Annotated in this window: 17 protein-coding genes and 1 tRNA gene; all 18 read right to left on the bottom strand. The window is 43.1% G+C overall.

Features of this window, described 5'->3' with window-relative positions:
* Positions 1-16: 16 nt before the first annotated feature.
* A complete protein-coding gene (locus ACGHVY_RS12415) occupies positions 17-337 on the bottom strand; it encodes a hypothetical protein (protein WP_117943105.1) in 321 nt (106 codons plus the stop codon).
* 587 nt (positions 338-924) lie between these two features.
* Positions 925-1512 carry a tyrosine-type recombinase/integrase gene (locus ACGHVY_RS12410; protein ID WP_270547427.1) on the bottom strand — a complete coding sequence of 196 codons (588 nt, stop codon included), beginning with the start codon at positions 1510-1512 and terminating at the stop codon, positions 925-927.
* Positions 1513-1666: 154 nt separating this feature from the next.
* Complete coding sequence (locus ACGHVY_RS12405; RefSeq protein ID WP_151942304.1) at positions 1667-1939, bottom strand: hypothetical protein; 273 nt, start codon at positions 1937-1939, stop codon at positions 1667-1669.
* Between the two features lie 290 nt (positions 1940-2229).
* Positions 2230-3246, bottom strand: a complete 1017-nt coding sequence (locus tag ACGHVY_RS12400) for a DUF3871 family protein (protein WP_055230324.1) — start codon at positions 3244-3246, stop codon at positions 2230-2232.
* A 692-nt stretch (positions 3247-3938) separates the two neighbouring features.
* Positions 3939-5879 carry a hypothetical protein gene (locus ACGHVY_RS12395; protein WP_390599327.1) on the bottom strand — a complete coding sequence of 647 codons (1941 nt, stop codon included), beginning with the start codon at positions 5877-5879 and terminating at the stop codon, positions 3939-3941.
* A gap of 160 nt (positions 5880-6039) precedes the next feature.
* The gene (locus tag ACGHVY_RS12390; protein WP_390599326.1) at positions 6040-6567 is read right to left on the bottom strand and encodes a hypothetical protein; all 528 of its coding nucleotides are present in this window, start codon (positions 6565-6567) and stop codon (positions 6040-6042) included.
* 394 nt (positions 6568-6961) lie between these two features.
* Positions 6962-8236 carry a tyrosine-type recombinase/integrase gene (locus tag ACGHVY_RS12385; RefSeq protein WP_390599325.1) on the bottom strand — a complete coding sequence of 425 codons (1275 nt, stop codon included), beginning with the start codon at positions 8234-8236 and terminating at the stop codon, positions 6962-6964.
* Between the two features lie 140 nt (positions 8237-8376).
* Positions 8377-8452: transfer RNA gene (locus ACGHVY_RS12380), tRNA-His, on the bottom strand.
* 64 nt (positions 8453-8516) lie between these two features.
* The gene (locus ACGHVY_RS12375; protein ID WP_390599324.1) at positions 8517-9671 is read right to left on the bottom strand and encodes a CapA family protein; all 1155 of its coding nucleotides are present in this window, start codon (positions 9669-9671) and stop codon (positions 8517-8519) included.
* Positions 9668-10549, bottom strand: a complete 882-nt coding sequence (folD, locus tag ACGHVY_RS12370; RefSeq protein ID WP_390599323.1) for a bifunctional methylenetetrahydrofolate dehydrogenase/methenyltetrahydrofolate cyclohydrolase FolD — start codon at positions 10547-10549, stop codon at positions 9668-9670. The genes ACGHVY_RS12375 and folD overlap by 4 nt, the downstream gene beginning before the upstream one ends.
* A 133-nt stretch (positions 10550-10682) precedes the next feature.
* A complete protein-coding gene (locus tag ACGHVY_RS12365) occupies positions 10683-12065 on the bottom strand; it encodes a cytochrome c peroxidase (RefSeq protein WP_308746765.1) in 1383 nt (460 codons plus the stop codon).
* Positions 12066-12082: 17 nt separating this feature from the next.
* A complete protein-coding gene (locus ACGHVY_RS12360) occupies positions 12083-12871 on the bottom strand; it encodes a cytochrome c biogenesis protein (protein ID WP_390599322.1) in 789 nt (262 codons plus the stop codon).
* Positions 12868-13734 (bottom strand): cytochrome c biogenesis protein ResB, encoded by an 867-nt coding sequence (locus ACGHVY_RS12355; RefSeq protein ID WP_390599321.1) that lies wholly within the window; start codon positions 13732-13734, stop codon positions 12868-12870. The genes ACGHVY_RS12360 and ACGHVY_RS12355 overlap by 4 nt, the downstream gene beginning before the upstream one ends.
* Positions 13735-13941: 207 nt before the next feature.
* Positions 13942-15264 (bottom strand): signal recognition particle protein, encoded by a 1323-nt coding sequence (gene ffh / locus ACGHVY_RS12350; protein ID WP_308746762.1) that lies wholly within the window; start codon positions 15262-15264, stop codon positions 13942-13944.
* A 57-nt stretch (positions 15265-15321) separates the two neighbouring features.
* Positions 15322-16644 carry an MATE family efflux transporter gene (locus ACGHVY_RS12345; RefSeq protein ID WP_390599320.1) on the bottom strand — a complete coding sequence of 441 codons (1323 nt, stop codon included), beginning with the start codon at positions 16642-16644 and terminating at the stop codon, positions 15322-15324.
* A gap of 39 nt (positions 16645-16683) precedes the next feature.
* On the bottom strand, positions 16684-18648 hold the full coding sequence (locus ACGHVY_RS12340; protein WP_390599319.1) for a histidine kinase dimerization/phospho-acceptor domain-containing protein: 1965 nt from the start codon (positions 18646-18648) through the stop codon (positions 16684-16686).
* Positions 18645-20498, bottom strand: a complete 1854-nt coding sequence (locus ACGHVY_RS12335) for an ATP-binding protein (protein ID WP_390599318.1) — start codon at positions 20496-20498, stop codon at positions 18645-18647. Before ACGHVY_RS12335 ends, ACGHVY_RS12340 begins: the two co-directional genes overlap by 4 nt.
* An 89-nt stretch (positions 20499-20587) precedes the next feature.
* Positions 20588-22054, bottom strand: coding sequence for a sulfatase-like hydrolase/transferase (locus ACGHVY_RS12330; RefSeq protein WP_308746758.1), 1467 nt, complete (start codon positions 22052-22054; stop codon positions 20588-20590).
* Between the last annotated feature and the right edge of the window lie 137 nt (positions 22055-22191).

Raw genomic sequence — 22191 nt, 5'->3', positions numbered from 1 at the left:
AATCATATTACTTACATTATCTAATTTGAGGTTTAACTTGTTGTCCAGAAGAATAACGATAATCCTTAGGAATATTCAATTCAAACAATTGATTTTTCTTTCCTTTGACATAATAATTCCTATTATATATTTCAACACCATTTTCCCTGCATGAAACTTTAATATAATCAGTTCCTTTGGGAACAATATAGTTAACCTGTCCTCGCCCAACATATTCTTCGTCAACATATATTTCTATATGTTGCTCATTACATAAGAGGCTTATTGGAATACTGGTAGCACATGAAATAAAAATAGTAATGGTTATAAATAGTCCAATAAATTTAAATGTTTTCATTTTGATAGATTATTTATCTTTCTATACCCTCAATAGAAAGGGTCAATTACAGAAATAAGTGTGAGGATACGCAATTATATTGCCCACTTGCCAATTGGCGGTAGTTTCAGGTTAGAACTGTCTATTTTGTATAATAAATGTATTATAGTCAGTGTTCCCTACTGACTGTTACATAATAAAAAAAGCGTGGGAACTGTTAATTTCTTATCTGTCTTAGAGGTATCGCCAAACACCCACGGAACAAATAAACAACAGTCCCACGCCACTATGAATATACAATCTAAAAAGGAGTATAAACACAAGGCGTGAGCGTTCTGTTGTATTACATTTGTTCCGCTTTTGAAAATTGGCGATTTTCTAAGACAAAGTAATATCATTAAACGCTCTATGTTAACTAATAAGTCCTTTCAGGCTTAACGCATTAAGTATCTGAAATTGTTGCAAAGTTACTAAAAGCTGTTTAATTTGCAAGAACTATTGTTTATTAAAAGTTGAGAGCTGTCTCTACTCAATAATTCAAGGTTGGTATGAAACTTGCCAAATCCCCATATAAGTAGAAATTCTGGACTTTCATACCAACCCAATTATCAGAAGCTAAGACAGTCATAAGTATTTAATAATTCCTCTTGCCTTAATCCCAAGTATCTTTTAGTAATTGATACACTGGAATGATTGAATAGCTCCATGAGCTTAACAAGTGCAAGCTCTGAATTATCGTTATTCATGTTGTAGACCTGTCTGCCAAAAGTCTTTCTAAGAGAATGACACGAAAAATTGCCTATTTGTAGCCTGTATTTTTTCTTAATCTCTTTCAGCATGACATTGATTCTCTGAACTGTGTACACTGTCCCCTTCTGACTTATTAATACAGGTGCATTTATGCCAACTGGATTTATATGCTCATAACAATCTCTGATATGTTGCTGTAGCTGCATATTAATCCTAATTGTCCTTTGCTTTCCTGTTTTAATCTCTATAATTGTAAATTCTTCTGCATCTAGTATCTGATTCCACCTCAAAGCAAGAATATCAGAAATTCTTAGACCTGTGAAGCAACCCAAAGCGATAAGAAGTGACATCTTATAATTACTATCCCTTGCCAACTTTCTTACTAAGTTCATCGCTTCGCTCCATTGCAAATAATCTGCTGTTGTACTTGAATATTTAAGTGACATAATGTTCTGTTTTATAGTGAAACTAATAAAAGTGAATATTAATTTTGAGTTGGAATATCTAACTTGCTGATTACTAGCTAAACATTCACTAATTATCAAAGTGAATATTATAAAGCAAGGACACTAAGTAAATAATGTCCTTACTTCATTCAACCTATATAAAAGGTAGGTGAGCTTCATCCAACACGCCACTGTCAACTATCCGTTGACAAAGTTCGTGTGATGCCTGATTCCTAAGGTCTGTACCATAGTCCTTACTACCAACCATGCGAATAATCTCTACTATGGTTTTCATTAATTCCTGCTGTAGTGTACGGTGGTAACACTTTGTACTTTCAGCAAACCTTTTAGGATTCCAACTATAATCGTTCAAGGCTCTTTCAAGTTCTTGCGCTGCCTTGTATTCGCGACTGCCTTCTATTACCATATTCCAAATATTTAAGAGGTTTATAAATAGAAAGAGTACCTATATATAGTATATAGATACCCTTATTAGTTCTTCATGTACTACTTCATCGTAATAATCTTGTATATAGTCCAAATAATCATCAAGAAGAATACAACAGGTGAAATTGCACACATAACAAGTAACAAGATAATCCAAGATATAACGACTAGTAACGCTTGTAACATAATCTTTTGAATATTAATAGGTAATGAATAATCAAGGGACACCCTTATTATATGGATGCCCCTTTTAAGTACTCTGTAATACCACTAACTAAGAAACCATTGATACTTGTCATCACCATGTAAAGCGGAACATATACCCGTTGCAAGTTCTGTAGCATTATAGGCTCTATCCAAGAATGAGTCTATATAGCTACTCTTATTTGCACCTGTGAGCAAGTTGTAGAACTTCCACATAGACAAATCATTTCCCAAGCTGCCAAAGTTCTCGTCATTGATATACGCTTTAGCCACATTGTTAACCTGTGTATCAGTAAGCAACATTTTAGGTATATCTTTCTGATAGCCTTGCGGTAATGACTGATAAAGTCTCATTCTACCTAATAGTTGGCAGAACTGATGCTCTGTCATACTGGTATTGCCTAAAGACTGCATCAAATGTATGTGTTTGGCTGCATCGTATTTGTGGAACATCTCCAATACCGCTTGATATAAATCCCTTGTATTGGTAACTTCCAAGCAACTAAGATAACCGTCTGTAGATACACATAGATTTGTGCAAACCTTACAAGTAAAGCCAATAAACACTTTAAACCGCTCCGCGCCTTTCTTTGAATAAAGATTGGTATGGTTGTAAGCTCTGACACCGCCAATAGTAAGTGTTAGCCTGTTACCGTGCACTGTCTCATAGATAGTAGGAACTTCAATAACAAAAGCGCACCTTTCGTAGTAGATAGTCTTGTCACTCTCTAATAACTGGTTGGCTGGCTTATGAATTGCTTCGGGAATCCTACCCTTGATTACATGAGAAACACGAATATCTGGCGATTCAATTTGTTCACCGCTAAAGAATGTATTGGTTGCATCCTGTACCGCTTCAATGAAAGCCACATGAGATAATGTAGCTTCGTTGTCCTTTGCGAATACGGGTATAATACAATCATTCCTTAGATGTTCCAAACTGGCTTCAATCGTATTGGCTTCAATGAATAGAGGTCGCTTCTGCTTAATAACAGGCTCTTCAATTATTACCGCTTCTTCTGCAAATTCACCAAAGTTTCTACTAGTTCTCTGTACTGGCATAATCTGTAATGTTGATTCCATAATCTGTAATTTATTAAGTTAATATTAGAAATTTCTCTGTCTGAAAGCTAACCAAGCCACAATCAGTATTAATAATCCAATAAAGAACTGTGGCATTAAGACTACTGGCACAATTAGAATTATTCCAAACGTCAATAAAATCTTTAAATTCTCCATACGCATAAATAATAGATTAGTAAATAGTGTATTTAAGGACAAAATGAGGGCTTAACATGAAGTTCTTTCTTATCACTTATCTTTGTGCATCTTTATATGTAGACATATACAAATCGTTGATAAGTCCGCACATTTAAGAAGTTCAAAAGGTTTGTGGGCTGAATGGCAATTCATGTTATCCTTTCATTTTTCCTAATGATTGGTATGGGGGTGTTAGTAGTTTCACAGAAGCTTAGCGCACGATATACATCTGATACACTCACTGACAAATCAAATATTTCACTCTATCACTGCATAAACTCCAAATAGAAACACTTCCTCAAGAAAAGGGTCGGGGGTATGAATTTCAAGTACCTATATTTTTGAGTTCGAGGGAATGAGATAGCTGTTGCATGAGAGTGATACCGGAAATGCTCATAAATGAAAAATAACTCCACACCCGATAGGGTAGGAGTCATTTATCTAACTTGTAAAGCGACTTAAAATCAGAATTTGTATTGGTATAAAACTTCGTGAAAGAGGTTATATATGCCCCCTTAAGAGTTTCGTACCAACTCCGATTTAAAACGTAGAAGTTTGTATGAGGGCGGATTATGGCTGTTGTGTAAAGTGAAATCGAAATAATCACCAACTGTGGCTTCGGTAATCTTACACATTGTATCGCTCTCTTTTTTTCCGTCTCCACGAACCTTGAAGGTAATGCCGTTAGCTTCAAATATTCGTCTAAGCCTTTCCATGAAGTCAGACTTGGCTACATAAGATTGACTTCCGACTTCTTCCCGGAAATCTTCTTCTATCTCTGCCAGTATCTTCGGGCTGAAACGCAACTTCTCACCTTGTTGAAGGTTGTATGCTTTCAATTCCTTCTCAATCTTACTCTTTGAGTAGTTGGCTGTTTCAATCGGAGCTTTACCAATCTTCAAGTAGGCATCAATGATAAAGTAGTGTTCACTGTGCATGGTTTCCAGTAGCCGGACTTCCGCATCGAAATCGAAATTGGGAATCCGCAGTTTATTGCGCTCCAGCCGCTCCAACTGACTGGCAAGATACTTCCATACATCTTTAGTTGAAAGCTTCTTCAACGGCAGGTAGTCATCCTCTCCAACTCCCTGACTGTTATCTATTACTTGTAATCTGAAATGCCCGGTTTCATTGTAAGCATTGACTAGTGCTTGTGGAGATTGATAATATCCTTTGACCCGTTCTTCATTGAACGCATGGTCGATTGATTCCTCTGTGAGTTCACCTTCATCATTCAGAAACTCATTAAAGCTAAGCTTCGTCAACTCCTTCTGAAGAACCTTCCTTGTAATCTCATCAACCGAATTATCGTATTTGTCCTTAATGGTGACATAGCTTTCGAGTTTGGTTGTAATCTCCTTTTCGACTTCCTTGTCACTCTTGACTTCCAGTTTGTCGTCAGTGTTGGTGATAAATGTCAGAGAGTTGTATCTTCTGTCTCCGTCCAGCTTGTTGCGGAAGCGTCCTTGTATCTGAACAGCTTCGGTAAACGGGTCAATCATCGTGTGCATGGCTTGCTTGTAGTTGCTAAGTACAAGTATGTCCACCAATTTGTTAATCTTAATATCCACAGCCGAGAAGAAGCGTGCGGTGAATAAGTTAATCTTAGCCAGTGGTAATTCCAAGCGGTCATGTGTATAATGCAGCTCCATTCCCTTCAACTTCTTCACGCTCTTATCCGAACAGAATATTTTGTAATCTTCGTCCTTAATCAGTCCTTCCGCCAATAGTTTCTGTATAATGGCAGCGATACCGTCAGTACTCTTATAAAAGATACAGATACATTTGGACGTAGGCAGCAATCTTCTCAATTTTTCAAACAGGGTTCTGTTGAATGAGCGGGTGACAATCAAAGTTGCTTCCTTCTTGTAATCGTAGTCCGGCACAATTCTCAACCACTTAAAGCCGCCCTCTAGGAACTTCCGATTACGTGTTCCTAATGGTGTAGCCGACACGTATGCCTTGCGTTCGTAATCAAAAAAATCATCAATGCGGATTCCCGGTCTATACCCTGTGTCTTGTACCAATTTCTCACATTCATCATACAGGCAGAAGTAATCCTTATGCCAGTCGATTTTCAACTTCTCAAATGTAGGTATTAACTTCGCCTTATACCCTTCGGGGGTAGTGACCAGCTTCTTGGGCGCATATTTATCGTTCAGTAGGTAGCTTTCTATCATCTGCTTGGTAGTCTTCTCATATATTCCCAGGTAGTCAGTGCCTTCCGTCTTACCTATAATTACAGGCACAGCAGGTTCGGTAATAACAGAATTGCGTTTACATTCCAATTCGGCATAGGTAGCACCGATACCCGGCTCGACCTTCTCAATAATACGATTGGTTGGAGTGCCGTTATCGGGATAGCCTTCCCGTTTATAAAGGTCTAGGAGTGTTTCTCCTTTACTGATTGTCAATTCTTCACGTTCGAGGTTGATTATATTGAATATCAATTCCATAACCATTTAATTTTAAAGGTTTGAAAGTCTTCAAATGTTACTTATATAGACACTTGAAGAGTTTTATACCAACCGGAATTATCCGACTACAATACTACTTCAAGTGCTTATTTGGAGAAAAGGAAGAGGCGCAATACCTCTCCCTAATCATTTGAGACTTCTAAATAAATTCCTTCCTGTTTATGAATCCCTTCTCGGTTAAGAACTTATCAATACTCTCGTTTCGTGGAATGCTGAACTTCACTACTCCCCGGAAGAATTTGTAATATCCTCGGAAGTAGGTCACTCCGTCCTTTGTTACGGCTGGCTTCTTGTAAAAACACTTCCTCTCGTTCATCATGCGTTCAAGTAATTTCTGCACAAAGGCTTCATCCTTGACTACGGGATGTTCGGTCGCAAGGTAGTCCGGAGTCTCCCATTTCCCTTGAAGAAGGTTGAAGACTACCTCTACCGTATCTTCATCGACATACGTACCGTCCTCTTCCGTACAACCGTTCGGGAATTTTGCCACAAAGTAATAGTAGGGCATACCTTGCGTTACATAAGGAACTACAGTGAGTTCAGCGAAATTCAATACTGCATTTACTGCCCATTTTATTACTCTTAAGTCAACAGAGTTGCTCTGCCTTGACTTACTTATCCGGAGAGTATTATCTTCTTGGATAAGATTTAATTCATTGTTTTTCATGTTTCATGAATTAATGGATTAATAAATAAATTAAGTGCGGGCATAAGAAACGGCTTCCACAGCTAAGTTCATTGCTTACAATAGAATACACTTCACCCATGATTAAACTTAAGTGATATGTCATTCTAAGTTAAGACTTCCGGAATGAACCGGATAACTTAGTTGCAGAAGCCGCTACGTATTGTAGATAGATTTTACTCTAATTGCTGACTAGCTTCTTATAGAGGTTATACCTCGGTGTGAGCTCTTATAATATGGAACATATATGTTCATTGGCTCTTAATTAAATTGTGTGGAAGACTGATTCCACCTGCACAGAACTCAAATCTCTTTTTGAATTCCGCCGCAAAGGTAACAACTTAATCGTAAATTCCAAACAAATTCCATACAATATTTACGGTTTATCCCCAAATACGTACTTCACGACCTTAGCATTAGCCCTGTTCTCGTTGACGAAATCCCGTTCAATGTAGATGTCCGTTACCCTCATTGTTTCATCAACATGATTTAACGCTGCATGGACTGTATATTTGTCAATTCCCACTTTATTGAGAGCTATGGTAGCCCATGAGTGGCGGGCTGCATAGAACTCCAAATCATCTACTTGCAGTATCTTGCCAATCTGTTTCAATCCAAGGTTAATGGCTCTGTTGAAGTTGTTGGCGGTATTGTACATCTGATAGAATCTGAACACCCGTCTGCCTGTATAATCCTTGTACTTCTCTATGAGGGAAGACAGGACAGGAAGGATGACGACCTTCATCTTCGCTTTGTCAAGCCTTCTACCCGTCGTCTTGCTTCTGTAATAGGTGATAGCATTGTCTTCAATCTCATCACAACTGTGCAAATCAACGGAGTTCATTCCCATTAAACAGAAGGACAGAATAAAACAGTCCTTGGCTAAATTGAACGGGCAGATTCTTTCCTTGCCATTGGCGTTACGGATATAGGGCAGCTTCAATATCTGATTAATTGTTTCTGCCGATAATGCCCGTTTACGTGTGGCTTCCTGTTTGGGAACTTCGACATGCTCAAATGGAGAGTGGGGTATCAGAATGATATTCTTATCATAATCGTTGTACTTCTTCTTAGCTTCATTGAAGAGATGCCTTATACTTCCCAAATAGAGTGAAACTGTCCTGTTGGAAGGTATTCGTTTACCCTGCTTCTGTAATTGAAGCACCAGTTTTTCTCTTTTGAGGTTGAGGTGAGCTTTGAAGCCATTTAGAAGTTGAGAGGTCACTTCATCCGTCTTTAAATGCTCCTTGCCTAAATAGCTTATGAAGGAATTGAGGGCAGACTGATAATTCTTCTTTCCTTTGATGTCTGTCGTTTCCAACCACTCCTTACAATATTGAATGAAGTCTATGGACTGCGTCTGCTCCCGTTCCGATTTGAGGAAGGAAAAAATATCATCCAAGGTGTAGTGATTTACCTCTAATTGAAGTTTGGCGCATTTCTCTTGGTAAGTCTGAATTAGCTTATCCACTTCTCTCTTTACGGTAGTACCTTCCTTGAAATTGAAGGACTTGGTTAAATCCTTAGAGGCTACAAACAGACTGCTCGATAGCCTTTTAACCTTTCTGTCCTGTGTAAATCTCACCTTGACGTTGTAAGTACCGTCACTCCTTTGTTTGTCCCGTTGGACTTCTGCTTTGATTGTCAGCATCTTAATCTATTAATTTGGGGTCAACAATAGGTCAACAACAAGGAAGATTAAGCAATATTTAGCATGATTTCGGTCTCCAAATAACCACTACCCACAAAAAGAAAACCCTCATAAGTACTTAACTTACAAGGGCTTTTGTTGGGTGGAAGACCGGACTCGAACCGGCGACATTCAGAACCACAATCTGACGCTCTAACCAACTGAACTACATCCACCATGTTTGCATTTCTCTAACGCGGTGCAAAGATAGATATTATCTTTTAATCTCCAAAATATTCTGCTATTTTTTTTTGTAAAAAGTATATTCTTTTATTCCCCGATTGTGCTTGCTGAAAAGGGTTCGCGCATCATTCGTAAAGATTTTCAGAGAGTTACGTGCTTGTAAAGGAATTGAATCAGCCGGGAGGTTGACGGGGAGTAATTGATGATTTTTTTTTCCCGATTGCATCGGACGGGCTGTCCATACCAGACTGTACTCGCAATTGTTGAGACGAGTGGTACTATCTTTTACCAGTTCCATTCTTACCATAAGTCCACCGTCCGTGCGGCGGGCGGACATATTGGAAATATAATTTCCTAGTGAATAGACGACAAGATGCTTGTCGTTTGTCAAGCTATCCGTGCGGACTTCGATAGGTTGTACGACGTGCGGATGCGAACCGATTACATGGTCGACACCTTTTTGAAGTAGCCAGTCGGTCAGGAACTTCTGTTCTTTGTCCGGCAAGGATTGATATTCTATCCCCCAATGCATGCAGGCGATGATTGCGTCCGGTTTCAGGGCTTTGCCGGTTTCTATATCTTTTGCGATAATCGTTGTGTCGATATAGTTCACGATGTTGGGCGGGGTAACAGGAATTCCGTTTGTACCATATGTGTAATTGAGCAGAGCGATGCGGAATCCGTTTTTCTCCAATAGGAGAGGATACTGTTTTTCACGTGCTTCGGAGTTGACATACGTTCCGGCATGAGGAATCCTCAATGTGTCGATTAGTTGGATGGTACGTTCCAATCCGGCTCTGCCACGGTCGAGACTGTGGTTGTTGGCAGTCACGAGGACGTTGAATCCGGCATCATGAATCGCGGTCAGAAACTCATCCGGCGCACTGAAAGCCGGATAACCTTTATAGGGCTTTCCACCCAATGTAACTTCCAGGTTGGCGATGGCGAGATCGGCTCTGCCTATTTCTTCCTTGACATATTCAAAACAAGTGGAATAATCATAGCCTTTTACAGTTCGTGCGGCATTAATTTGTCCTTGATGTTGCATCAAGTCTCCTACGAAAAGGAGCCGGAGCGTATCGGCTGGTATAATACTGTCAACTGCGGAGAGGCTGTCTGTTGAGGCATTATTAATAGAATCTCTCCTTGCCTGCGACCGTGAGGTGCAGGACAGGGAGAGAAGCGTGATTATCAGAAACAATGTGTGTCTCATTGATAAATGGCTTTCTTGCCGGCTAGGAGTGTATTTTTCATTAGTGATACAATCGTCATCGGACCGACACCGCCCGGTACGGGAGTGATGTATGAGCACTTCGGAGCCACTTCATCAAACTTCACGTCACCGGTCAGTTTGAATCCGGATTTCTTCGTTGCGTCCGGCACGCGGGTAGTACCTACGTCGATAACTACTGCGCCTTCTTTTACCATTTCAGCTTTCACGAAGTTGGGCTGTCCCAAAGCGGCGATAATGATATCGGCTTCCTGACATTCTTTTACCAGGTCTTTGCTGCGGCTGTGGCATACGGTTACGGTGGCATCACCCGGATAAGCCTTTTGCATCATTAATGCAGCCATCGGTTTGCCGACTATGTTGCTGCGTCCGAGTACGACGCACTTCTTGCCTGAAGTTTCTATCTCGTAGCGTTTCAGCAGTTCGAGGATACCGTTGGGAGTGGCCGACACATAGCAGGGAAGCCCGATGGACATACGCCCTACGTTTATCGGATGGAAACCGTCTACATCTTTACGGTAATCGATTGTCTCAATTACTTTCTGTTCAGAGATATGTTTCGGTAACGGGAGTTGCACGATGAAGCCGTCCACATCGCTGTCTTCATTCAATTCGCGTACTTTGGCTAGCAGCTCTTCCTCGGTCACGTCACTTTCGTAACGGATAAGTGAGGATTTGAATCCGCAAACTTCGCAGGCTTTTACTTTCGCAGCTACATATGTTTCGCTGCCTCCATCGTGTCCCACAAGGATGGCCGCCAGATGCGGACGTTTTCCGCCACGAGCCACTATTTCGGCCACTTCGGCCGCAATCTCTTGTTTCACTTGTTCGGAAATGGCTTTTCCGTCTATCAGAGTCATATTTTCAGAGTATTTATTGGTGATGGGCAAAAGTAAAATAAATAACTGAACTGTCCAAAAAGATTGGAGCATAAAAAAGAAGATGCCGGATATAGCATCTTCTTTTTGAACGGAGAGAATATTCTCTTGTTGTTTAAATTATATTCTTATTGGTCAGTAACTTGCCTTTGTATTCTCCTGTCAGTGTACGAAGGAAACCGACGATTTTGTCTACTTCCGGTTGCGGCAAGTCAATGCCTAGCTGATACTTGGCCATAGCGCGGACGGCATCGTCCATGGTAGCCATGCTGCCATCGTGGAAGTAAGGAGCGGTAAGTTCGATGTTTCTCAGTCCGGGGACTTTGAAACGGTGACGGTCGCGTTCTGTCTGTGTCTGCTTGAACCGTCCGTTGTCTTCTTCGGTCATTTCTGCCTGTCGTTCGGCAAAATAATCACCTTTTACACCGATTAGTTCGTAAGACTGTCCACCCAGGATTTCCCCTACGTGGCAAGTGGCGCAATCGTATTTCTTGAAAAGCTCGTATCCGGCGATTTCATCTGTGGAGATAGCTTCTTTTTCACCTTTCAGATAACGGTCGAAGCGTGAGTTGGGAGTCAGCAATGTCTTTTCAAATTCCTCGATTGCGTTTGTGATATTCTTTTCGCTGAGTCCGTCGGGATATACTTCGGTGAATGCCAGGACAAAGTTCTTGTCTTCTGCCAGTTTGTCGATAATCTGATTGAAAGACTCGCAAGCCATTTCTACCGGGTTCAACGGGGGGCCGGCAGCTTGTTCGGCAAGTGTTCCGGCACGTCCGTCCCAGAATTGGACGAAGTTGTAGGCTGCATTGTAGACTGTCGGGGCATTCACACCGCCAAACTGACCGCCTACGCCTTCGGAATATTGCTTGTTGTCTACACCACCGGTATCCAGTCCGTGACAACTGGCACAGGATACGGTATTGTCGGCCGACAGGCGGGTGTCGTGGTACAACAATTCGCCAAGTACTACTTTGCGGACGTCTACTGCGATAGAGTCGGCGATGGGGCGAACCGGTTCGTTAATAAAGTCGGATGCGACTGCCAGGTCTGTGTATAGTCCCATGCGGTGGTTTTTCACCCAACTGAGTGCCACTTCTTTTTTGGCATCGTTGAAAGAAGAGCCCCAGTGTACGAGATAATACTTTGCTTGCGGCATTTTTCCGTCAAGGATTACTTTCTCTACTTTTGCCAGGTCTACCGGATTGATAGGACGGCCTTCTTTCAAATCTTTCTCCATCTGAGTCATGTCGAAAGCACGGTAAGCGTCGCTCACATCTTCCATCACGATTTTTCCGGCTACGGGCATACTTGCGTAAAACGGTAAATCGGGAGTCGATGTATGACATCTCAGGCATCCTGCATCCGTAATGATTTGCTGCATCTGGGCGTTTGCTTCCAAATCACTGGAAGGCACCCGGTGCATAAGCCGGTAGGTGACTGCCAGTGCTGCCACTACGACCAACAGTGCTACAATTAGTTTTGTACCTTTTTTCATTTCACATTTGATTTTAATTAGTTGTTATTACGATTATATAAATGCACGCTTTGTTGGGCGGCCGGCAAGTAGTTCACTCCATACCAGCACATTTGCAGAGCCAGGAAGGAGATGATGAGCAAGGCATACAGACATTTCCGTCCGGTTTTTCTGAAAAGACGGAGATGTATATAGAGCAGGTATCCCATCCAGGTGATAGCTGCCCAGGTTTCTTTCGGGTCCCAGCTCCAGTAGTTTCCCCAGGCTTCTTTTGCCCATAGAGAACCGAGAAGCATTCCGATGGAAAGAAAGGCTACTCCGGCATAGACAAGATTGTCCGCCGTATGCAGGTATTCTTCCTTGTGGCGGAATAATCCGGTCAGTGCAATGATAAAGGCGCATCCCAGTACCGAGTAGGAAAACATATATACCGTGACGTGCGGGATAAACCATATGCTTTGCAACGCCGGCATCAGTGACTGGTCATGTATCTCGGGTTTCATCAGGTTGATGATGACGAATACGGTGGAGAGGAGTGTCGAGAAAGACAGAATCCAACGGTATTTCCATCTTATATAAGTAAGCAGTCCTGTCACTCCCATGAAGAAAGAGTACCATAGCCGGGTTTCTCCCATGGTGCGCAAAGGCGGGCGTTGAAGAAATATCCACAATCCGGCAATGAAGATGCCCAAAACAATGATGCCGGATGATGTAAAGGCTATTGCCGTCTTGCTCTTCGTTGACGAACGAAGGGCGGATACAGCTCCTGCCAACCACAAGCAGACGGATATTGCTGCAAATACATAGAAATTATCCCAGTTTATCATACTTTTTCTGGTCCTTTAATGAATAATAGAATCGCTCCTGCCAGCATCATCAGGATGCCTGCCACTATCACATATTTCCAGGGTTGCTTTACTACTTGCAAGATGCAATATTCACTGCCGTTGCCTTTCATCACATCATAGCCGGTGAGGTATATATCTTCTCCCAACCGACAGGCGTAAGGGTGATTCACTTCGAGCACTACTTTTTCATCTCCCAGACGTACATTTGCCGCAAAGCGGGAAGGATGTCCGTTCGGGTAATATTCTACGGCAAAGGAGTCAAGCTCTATTTCATAATCCAGATAATGCGGCGCGCCGTTCATATCGAACGCTTCGCGTGCCGGTTCACCTTTATATACAGGTATGCGTAGTGTCCGGGTATCACTGCTTCCGAAGAATCCGGCAAATAGGGCGAGCCATAGTCCGGCGTGGTTCAGCACGAAGCGCCACCGTGCTTGTTTGCGGTGTTGGAAGGCGTGGATGGTAATCATGCCGAGATTACTTAACAATAGGAGAAGTATGGCTATAAAAATCCAGCCGGTCATGAAATTATAACACCCCAGCAGGGCAGGAATACCTTCGCGCGCCTTTGCCGCTGTGTCCGATAGTTGGGGGAGAAGACCTATCACCAGGCAGCCGCCGATAAATAATCCAATGGATAGCGCACTGGTCTGAGGTGAGCAAAGAAAGCGGGTGAAGCCTGAATTTTTGTATTCCTTATATAATGTCCGGAGTATGAGGAACCATATTGCCGCAAAGATGATGTTGAGCGGAAAGGCAAGGAAGGAAACGGGGAAGTTTCCTGTAAATAGCTGTATGGCAACTGCTAATAATATATATCCTGTCGTATAGATGTAACGCATACTTGTGTTTTTGTTTGTAATCTTTTGCAAAGTAATGAAATAAAAACGAATAAACACCTAAAATCTTTATAAAATTGTAATCGTTACAATCAAATAGTGATGGGACGCCCCGAAAATTAGAGAAAGGCTATGTCTGTTATAATAAAAAGAGGAAGCCACGCTCGCCACGGCTTCCTCTTTTTTATTTAGAATTAAAATGGATGCTTCTTATTTTCTCATCTTCGGCATCATCTTGCCCATTTTACTGCTGGTTACCATCTTCATCATCTTACGGGTCTGGTCAAATTGTTTCAGCAGGCGGTTTACTTCCTGAATCGTTGTTCCGCTACCTTTGGCAATACGGGTGCGGCGTGAACCGTTCAGAATTTCCGGATTGGAGCGTTCTGCCGGAGTCATGGAGTAGATGATGGCTTCGATGCTCTTGAAAGCATTGTCGTCGATATCAATATCCTTGATGGCTTTGCCTACTCCCGGAATCATGGAAGCAAGGTCTTTCAGGTTACCCATCTTCTTGATTTGAGCTATCTGGCCGAGGAAGTCATTGAAGTCGAACTGGTTTTTGGCAATCTTCTTCTGTAAGCGTTTGGCTTCTTCTTCGTCATATTGTTCCTGAGCACGTTCTACCAGTGAAACGATGTCACCCATACCGAGGATACGGTCGGCCATACGGGCAGGATGGAACTGGTCGATTGCTTCCAGTTTTTCTCCTGTACCTACAAACTTGATTGGCTTGTTGACTACCGAACGGATAGAAAGGGCCGCACCACCACGGGTGTCACCATCCAATTTTGTCAGTACCACACCGTTGAAGTCAAGGCGTTCATTAAATTCTTTGGCTGTGTTTACGGCATCCTGTCCGGTCATGGAGTCTACCACGAACAGGATTTCGTCCGGGCGAATCGCTTCTTTGATGGCGGCGATTTCGTTCATCATCTGTTCGTCTACCGCCAGACGTCCGGCTGTATCGACAATGACGAGGTCATATCCTTTGGCCTTTGCTTCCTGGATGGCGTGCTGTGCGATTTCTACCGGATTTTTGCTATCCAGTTCGCAGTACATCGGAACTCCGATTTGTTCTGCCAGTACACGCAACTGTTCGATAGCTGCCGGACGGTAAACGTCACAGGCTACCAGTAACGGTTTGCGATTCTTCTTGCTTTTCAGCATTTGTGCCAACTTACCGGAGAAAGTAGTCTTACCCGAACCTTGCAAACCTGACATCAGGATGACTGCCGGACGGGATTCGATATTGATTTCGGCTGTCTCTCCACCCATCAACTGGGTAAGCTCGTCGTGCACAATCTTCACCATCAACTGGCTCGGTTTTACAGCCGTAAGTACGTTCTGACCAAGAGCTTTCTCTTTCACCGTATCGGTGAAATTCTTTGCAACCTTGTAGTTTACGTCGGCATCAAGAAGTGCCTTGCGTACGTCTTTCAGCGTCTCCGCCACGTTGATTTCGGTGATTTTGCCTTCACCTTTCAGAATCTTGAATGACCGTTCCAGTCTTTCACTTAAATTATCGAACATAGTTGTTTAATTACTGATTAATATTTGAGCCTGCAAATGTACAAAAATCTCTCGGATTTATATCTTTTTATTCTGCCATTTTGCTTTTTTGAGGTAAATATAACTTGTAATCAACAGCAAGGTATAATACACTATCTCAATCGTAAAGCAGATTTCAATGGGGGCTTTCAGCCACATTCCGATGAATATGATGTATGAACCGTAGATGATGATTGTAATTGTTTCGAGTAATAAGGCGGCCTGCGTGTTTCCTGTGCCGGAGATGCCGTTGAATACGACGTTGGCTACCGACGCGATGAGCATGGCGATGCAAATCACATAGACTGAGGGGACGGACTCTGTGATAAGCGCAACCTCGCTGGTGTAGATTGAAAGCAGGAACTGCGGAAACAGTGCCGACAGTGCAACGAGTCCCAGCATAATGAAGAACGAGAACCGGGCGATTTTATTGATAAGCGGCATCACGAACCGGATTCCTCCTGCGCCGATAGCGTTGCTCACCAGGCTGTTGGCGGTGGTTGCCAGTGCATTGACCGGAATCAGCAGCACGACGTAGATGCTTCGGACGATATTGGCAATTGCCAGTTCGCGTTGTCCCAGTCGCTCTACGGCTACAAAGAACACGAACCAGGTAGCCATCGACAGGAAATATTGCAGCATCGTGAAACAGGAAATGCTGAGAATCCGCATCAGCAGCGCGGGGTCGAACGAGCGCAGACGATTCAGGCCATATTTTTTCAAATCGACTGTAATGTACGTGTAAATCAGGAAGAAGAGAATTGAAGAGGCTTCGGCCAGTACGGATGCGATGGCGGCTCCCTTGATACCCATTTCCGGCATGCCGAACTTTCCGAAGATTAACACATAGTCCAGTGCCACATTTGTCAATGCCATGACGACGGCGTTGATTGTGAGTACTTTGGTGCGGGTGATGCCGATGTATAATGCCCGGAACATTACGTTGATGAAGGAGAAGAAGAAGCCGTAGATACGCCAGTCGAGAAATTCCATTGTTCCCTCGTAGATGGATTCTGAAGAGACGAGCAGTCGCATGATGTTTCCTCCGAAGGCTTTGGTGAAGCCGAACAGTATCAGTGCCATGGCAAACAGGAACATGATTCCTTGAATCATGACCGGGCCTACATCCGTATAGCGTCCCTCGCCATTGCGTCTTGCAATGACTATCTGCGAACCGGTGCTGAATCCGAATGCGATGGTGAATATGCATATATAGAATAACCCGCCCATGGCAGAAGCTCCGAGGGCTACTTCACTCACGTGTCCAAGGAATGCCGTGTCGGTGACATTGATAACATTTTGTGCCAGCAAGCTCAGTAGTATCGGATAACTGACACTCCAAATCTGTTTGTTGGTATACATAATTAAGCGTTTAAGTTTACACTTTGCAAAGATAGCGCTTTATTTCGATTCGGAAGTAATGGGGTAGATGAAAACTATTTCCGGTTCTTCGGAAGTTTTATTATCAGCGAGGTAGTCGCCGCCGAAATGTTTCAGCAATAATCGGTTGATGTCATGCCGGATGATGGTTTCCTGTGATACAAAAGCACGTTCCGCTAAAGGGGAGTTGGATATACGGAAGTGAATCATATTTCCGCTACGGCTTACTGTAAAACGGATGATTCGCTCTTGTTGCTGTTCTTTTCCCTGCGGATAAACCAGTGTGCTAAGCAATGCCTGTGTCAGCCGTGCCGTATCGGTACGGACTATTTGAGAATCCGTATCGGCGGAGAACTGAACCTTGATGCCTGTTTGCTCATTCTTTATATGTGCCATGTAGCATACTTCCTTGCATAATTCGATAATGTCATAATCTTGTAGCTGGAATTTCATCATTTGAGCTTCCAGACGGGACAGGTCGAGGACATCATTGACGAGCCTCATCAGTACTTCCGTACTTCTGTGGATGATATTGGAGTATTCCTGTCTCGTTTCCTTGTCTATATCAGGTTCGCAGGCGATGAGTTGTGAGAAGCCTACTACATTATTGAGCGGAGTGCGGATATTATAACTCATGTTCGAAAGGAAGCGGTTCTTTATTTCATTTGTTTTCCGTACGTTTTCTGTTGCTTTCCGTATTTCGTTTTCCGAGTGCTTCAATGCTTTTCGCACTGTGAAAAGCCGTGCCATGAAGATAAATAGCAAAATCAGAATAACAAAAATAAAAATCAGATAGCTTAGTTGGGTTTTGTTGTTTTGCTTTTCTTGTTCCAGTTCTGTCCTTTCTGTATGGTATTTGTTTTTTATCTGTTCCATTTGGGTGTTGGAGAGTACGGTTGCGGCCGAGTCTTTAATGGCCAGTGCCTGCTCGTACAAAGGGATGGCTTTCTCACTTTGCTCCGCCTGTTTCCAGATTCTTGCCTTTTCGAGCAGTTGTTCGGCGTAGTCACTGGTGAAATCCTTTTTCAGCATCGTCAATGTCGTGTCGATATAATCTGATGCTTGCATATATTCTCCTATTTCCTGATAATATTTGGCATGGGTATCGAAATAAAGTACTTTGTACATGAAATAGGTGTCCTCGTTCAAGTATTTTCCGGATTTTTGCAGATGGGGGTAAGCTCGTTTGGGCTGATGGATATTCAGATAATAATAGGTGTAGAAAAGCTCATTGAAAAGATATACATCGGCAAACCCTTCTTTTAAAGACGGATTTTTACTGATGTGTTTATCTAGTACATTCTCCAGTTCCTGCAAGTATTTGAGCATTTTTTTGTTGTCTTTCTTTTCTTTGGTGACGGATACCAACTGTGACAGTACCGAGATACGAACCACCGGATTCTCTTGGACGGTAAGCATCTGGTAGGCGTTTTCTAACGATTCGATACCTTTGTCCCAGCGCTGGCTGCCGATATAGGCATTGCTCAGACATTGGTAAGCGGCTATGACTCCCCGGCTGCAATTCTGTTTGTCGGCTTGCTGCTTCATCTTTTTTGCTTCGCTGATAGCCAGTTCGTATTGTTCATTGTAGGTGTACAGGTCTATTTGGAAGCGTTTGGCGTCAAAGAAAAAGCCCCAAATCTTAGATTTCCGGATATAGGGTTCCATAGTGGTAATCCATTTGGCTACACTGTCCTGTTTGCTGTGATTGTAATAATACAGGACGTGATAATATGCTGCCATGCCGGCGTATTTGTCATTTTCCAGCCGTAGCGCTTCTTTCAGTAATGTATCTGAGTATTGGATACATTGGTGGTTGTTCTGTTCTATTCTGATAATTTGGTTCAGGACATTCAGACGCATGGTATCACGAGGTAAGGTTTGCAATACTTTCAGCAGGCTGTCTGATTCGGATACTGCTCCGGTACCGGCCTTTCCGGTCAGGGTACAACATAATAAGGCTATCAGGAGTATGGTCTGTTTCATTCTGCTTTCTCCTTTTCTGGTTGCTTGTGGCGATGGATGGGGTGTGTAAACAGGAAACGCGCGCCTTTATCGTAATCCGGGTCAATCCATATCCGGCCTCCCAGTTGCTCGATGATAAGTTGGCAGATAGACAGGCCGAGCCCTGTGCCTTGTGCGTTTTCGTTCAATTTTTCAAAACGGTTGAAGATTTTTTCCTGATTGTCTTTGGTGATTCCGCAGCCTGTATCGGTCACGGAAAACAAGGCTATATCTTCTGTTTGCTTCTCCAATTCCATGATAATGGAGCCTTGCGGGGTGAATTTAGTGGAGTTGATGAGCAGGTTGATTAATAATTGTTGCAATCGGGCATTGTCCGTTGTCAATTCCAATTTCCGGAGTGAGGTGGAGAAGCGGACATCCGCATTGGTCTGTTTTATCTTTTCGACCATGTCGATTACGTTTCTGCATATAGCTACTGCGTCACATTGCTCATATTTGAATGTCATTTTACCGACTTCAAGGCTGGACAGGTCGATAACGTCGTTAATTAGCTTGAGCAGCAGTTCGGAATTCTGCTGAATAATATCACTGCATTGCTGCCGGGTTTCATTGTCGATGGACTCTTCCGTCAGGATAGAGGAAAAACCGGACAGCGCGTTGAGTGGCGTGCGGATTTCATGGCTCATATTAGACAGGAACAGGCTTTTCGTCCAGATGGAGTTTTCTTCCTGTTTTTTGGCTTTTCCCAGTTTTAATTGCGATTGCCGCAGCCTTTTATTGCTGCGCTTTATCAGGAAGATGAAAAATATGATTAGCGTGACTATGGACAGGATTGTAAACCAACTCCAATAGAGGATTGTTTTCTGCCTGTTCAGGCTGTCTAACTCCTTTTTGTCAATTTGGTAAAGTGTATGCAGTTCATTGATTTGGCGGATGTAATTCAAGGTTTCCAAAGAGTCTTTGATGGCATTCAATGATTCATAAGTTTCGCAGGCTTCCTCGTTTTTGCCCATCAGTGCCAGTATTTGTGCGCGTTCTTGCTGGATAGGAATGGAATTGTATGAAGCTGCAGTGCTTATGTGCAAAGGTGTTTCGTCAAATATCTTTAATGCCTGAATATAATCTTCGGATTCGGTATAGTAGCGGGAATACAGATACTTAGTCATCAGGAGATAGTAGGAATTGGCGGAATGCTGATTGATTGAGTCGGCTTGTTGCAGATAAGTTAATGCTTCCGGAAGATGGCGCGTCTGTATGTTGTAGAATGCTTGGCAATAGGCCAGGTAAAAGGCGTCCTGACGATTTTTGCTTTTGTCGGAGAGGGATTTGAGTTGCCGGATATAATTTCCTATATCTGTCAGTTGGCGATATTTGAGCTTGGTCAGAATGAGTTGGGATAGGATTGTTTTTGTGTATGGGGTTGCGTTAGGAATTTTGCGTGCAGCTTCCAGTGCTTCTTCGTAAGATTCGATGGCTGCGACGGCGGCTGACGAGCTTTGATAAGTGTTTCCAATGGCCTGCAGTGAGAGTGCTGTTCCCGGCGCGTAATTCATGTCCTTAGCTTTTTGGTACATCAGGTTGGCTTTATCTATGGCCAGACTGATATTGCCTTTTGTAATTAATGCCTGGACGGTCAGGTGTTTTAGTTGGAATAGAAGTGAGTATTGTTGCTGTTGTTCCAGTTCGGGTTCCAGTATCTTTTCCCATTTGATGATGCTGTCTATCGGTACTTCAGTGCTGAATGGTACGTTGTAGTCGAGCAATGACTGCAATAGAGCGATGCGTTCTGCATTGCTGTACGCTGCATGCAGAGTTGTCGGTATAAGCATGGCTGCAACGATTGCAATAGTATGATATCTGTGTTTATTCACTTGATATTAAGTTGTTTGTTTGTCAGATGATGTGCAAAAGAAATAAAAAGAGCGAAGATTACAAAGAAATCTCCGCTCTTTTTATTATTTTATTTTTTTTTGAGAATCTCACGTGCTCCGGGGCCTTCGTGATTTGGATAACCCGGGGTGTGATTTCTGCATCGTGGGTCGGCGTCTACTTTCAGGCTGCGATAGTCGTCTTTTGTCCGGGCGATGTAGTCATCGAGCATTGCACGGTGTTCTGCCAGGACCTTGGTGTATTTAGGGTCTTTGGCGAGATTCTTGCGTTCTCCCGGATCTTTTTTCATGTCGTACAACTCTTCTCCGTTGCCTTCCAGATAGTGGGTGTATTTGTATCTTGGCCCGCGTACCATGCGTCCGGGTGTTGTCACATACTCATATTCACTATGCCATTCGGAGACGACATACGGGTGGGTGTTCGTTTGTTTTTCTCCTTTTAGGGTAGGGGCAAGGCTGATTCCTTCTTTCTCTGCCGGAACGGAAATTCCTGCCAGGTCGCAAAGAGTAGGCAGAAGGTCGAGCGTGGGCTGTGCGAGCAGGTGGTCTACCGGCTTTTTCTGTTGTTTGATGCCGGGACCTGCAAAGATGAACGGAACGTTTGTCATTTCGTCGTAGAAACTGATGTGCTTGGTCACCATGCGGTGCGAAGCCATTCCGTCACCGTGGTCGGCTAAGATGACTACGATGGTATTTTTTCCGGCAGGCGTAGAGTAAAGTGCTTTCAGCACGCTGTCTACTTGTTTGGATACCATCTTCGTGTAGTGTTGGAAAGCTGCGATGTAGTGGCGGTAGTTTTCTTCGCTCCAATGGGAAGCCTGTGTCATTCGGCGGTGGCTGCAACAAATATACTGTACCGGAGTGGGGATGTTGCTCCAGTCCTCGACATCAAAATTGGCAGGCAGTTCGGGAAGAGTGCCGCTGATGGGGCGATCTGTATGCACGCCTTCATTAGCTCCTACAAATCCGCAGATATTGTGAGGGTTCTGAAAATCGGCTATGCAGATGAAAGGTTCCTGGGGCGGGTTGCTCAGATAGGCTACTGCGTCCTCGCAGGTTCCCACATCCAGAAAGCTGTCGTTGTTGACAGGAAATTCAGGATCGGTAAATGGTTTTGCTACCGGTTCTTTATGTTTGAATCCTCTGAGTGACCCCATGTCATGGGTCTTTCCGAAATGTACGGCTTCGTAACCGTTCTCGGAGAAAAGACTACCTAAAGTCGGTACGCTTTCCGGTATGCGTGGATTGACCGGTTCGCTGGAATTGGAACGCACATTGGTTTGATGAGGCATCATGCCGCTCCATAAAGCCGCACGTGAAGGTTGGCTGAGAGGACAGCCTACATAAGCATTGGAGAAGATAACTCCTCTCGAAGCAACTTCGTCAATGGGAAGGGTGCAACCTTGTGTATGGCCGTAGGCACCTACGACACGTTGCGTCAAATGGTCGCATTGGATAATAAGGAAATTCGGCTTTTCTTGTGCCTGGGCTGTTATGCCGCATAGGGCCAAACCCATGAAAGGATAAATCGTTTTCATTCTTGGTTAGAATTAAGTAATATTGATTTTGGAACAAAAGTAGAAAAAAAGGAAATGTAAAAAAGGGTAGAGGGGTGGTTTTGGACATAAATGAAAGGATTTTGTACAAAAGTGGAATTTTGAAAAAAAGAGAAGAG

Source organism: Bacteroides sp. f07 (assembly GCF_042854785.1).
GTDB lineage: Bacteria > Bacteroidota > Bacteroidia > Bacteroidales > Bacteroidaceae > Bacteroides.
Note: the sequence above shows the minus strand (reverse complement) of the source record. Positions and strands in the feature narration are given on the sequence as shown.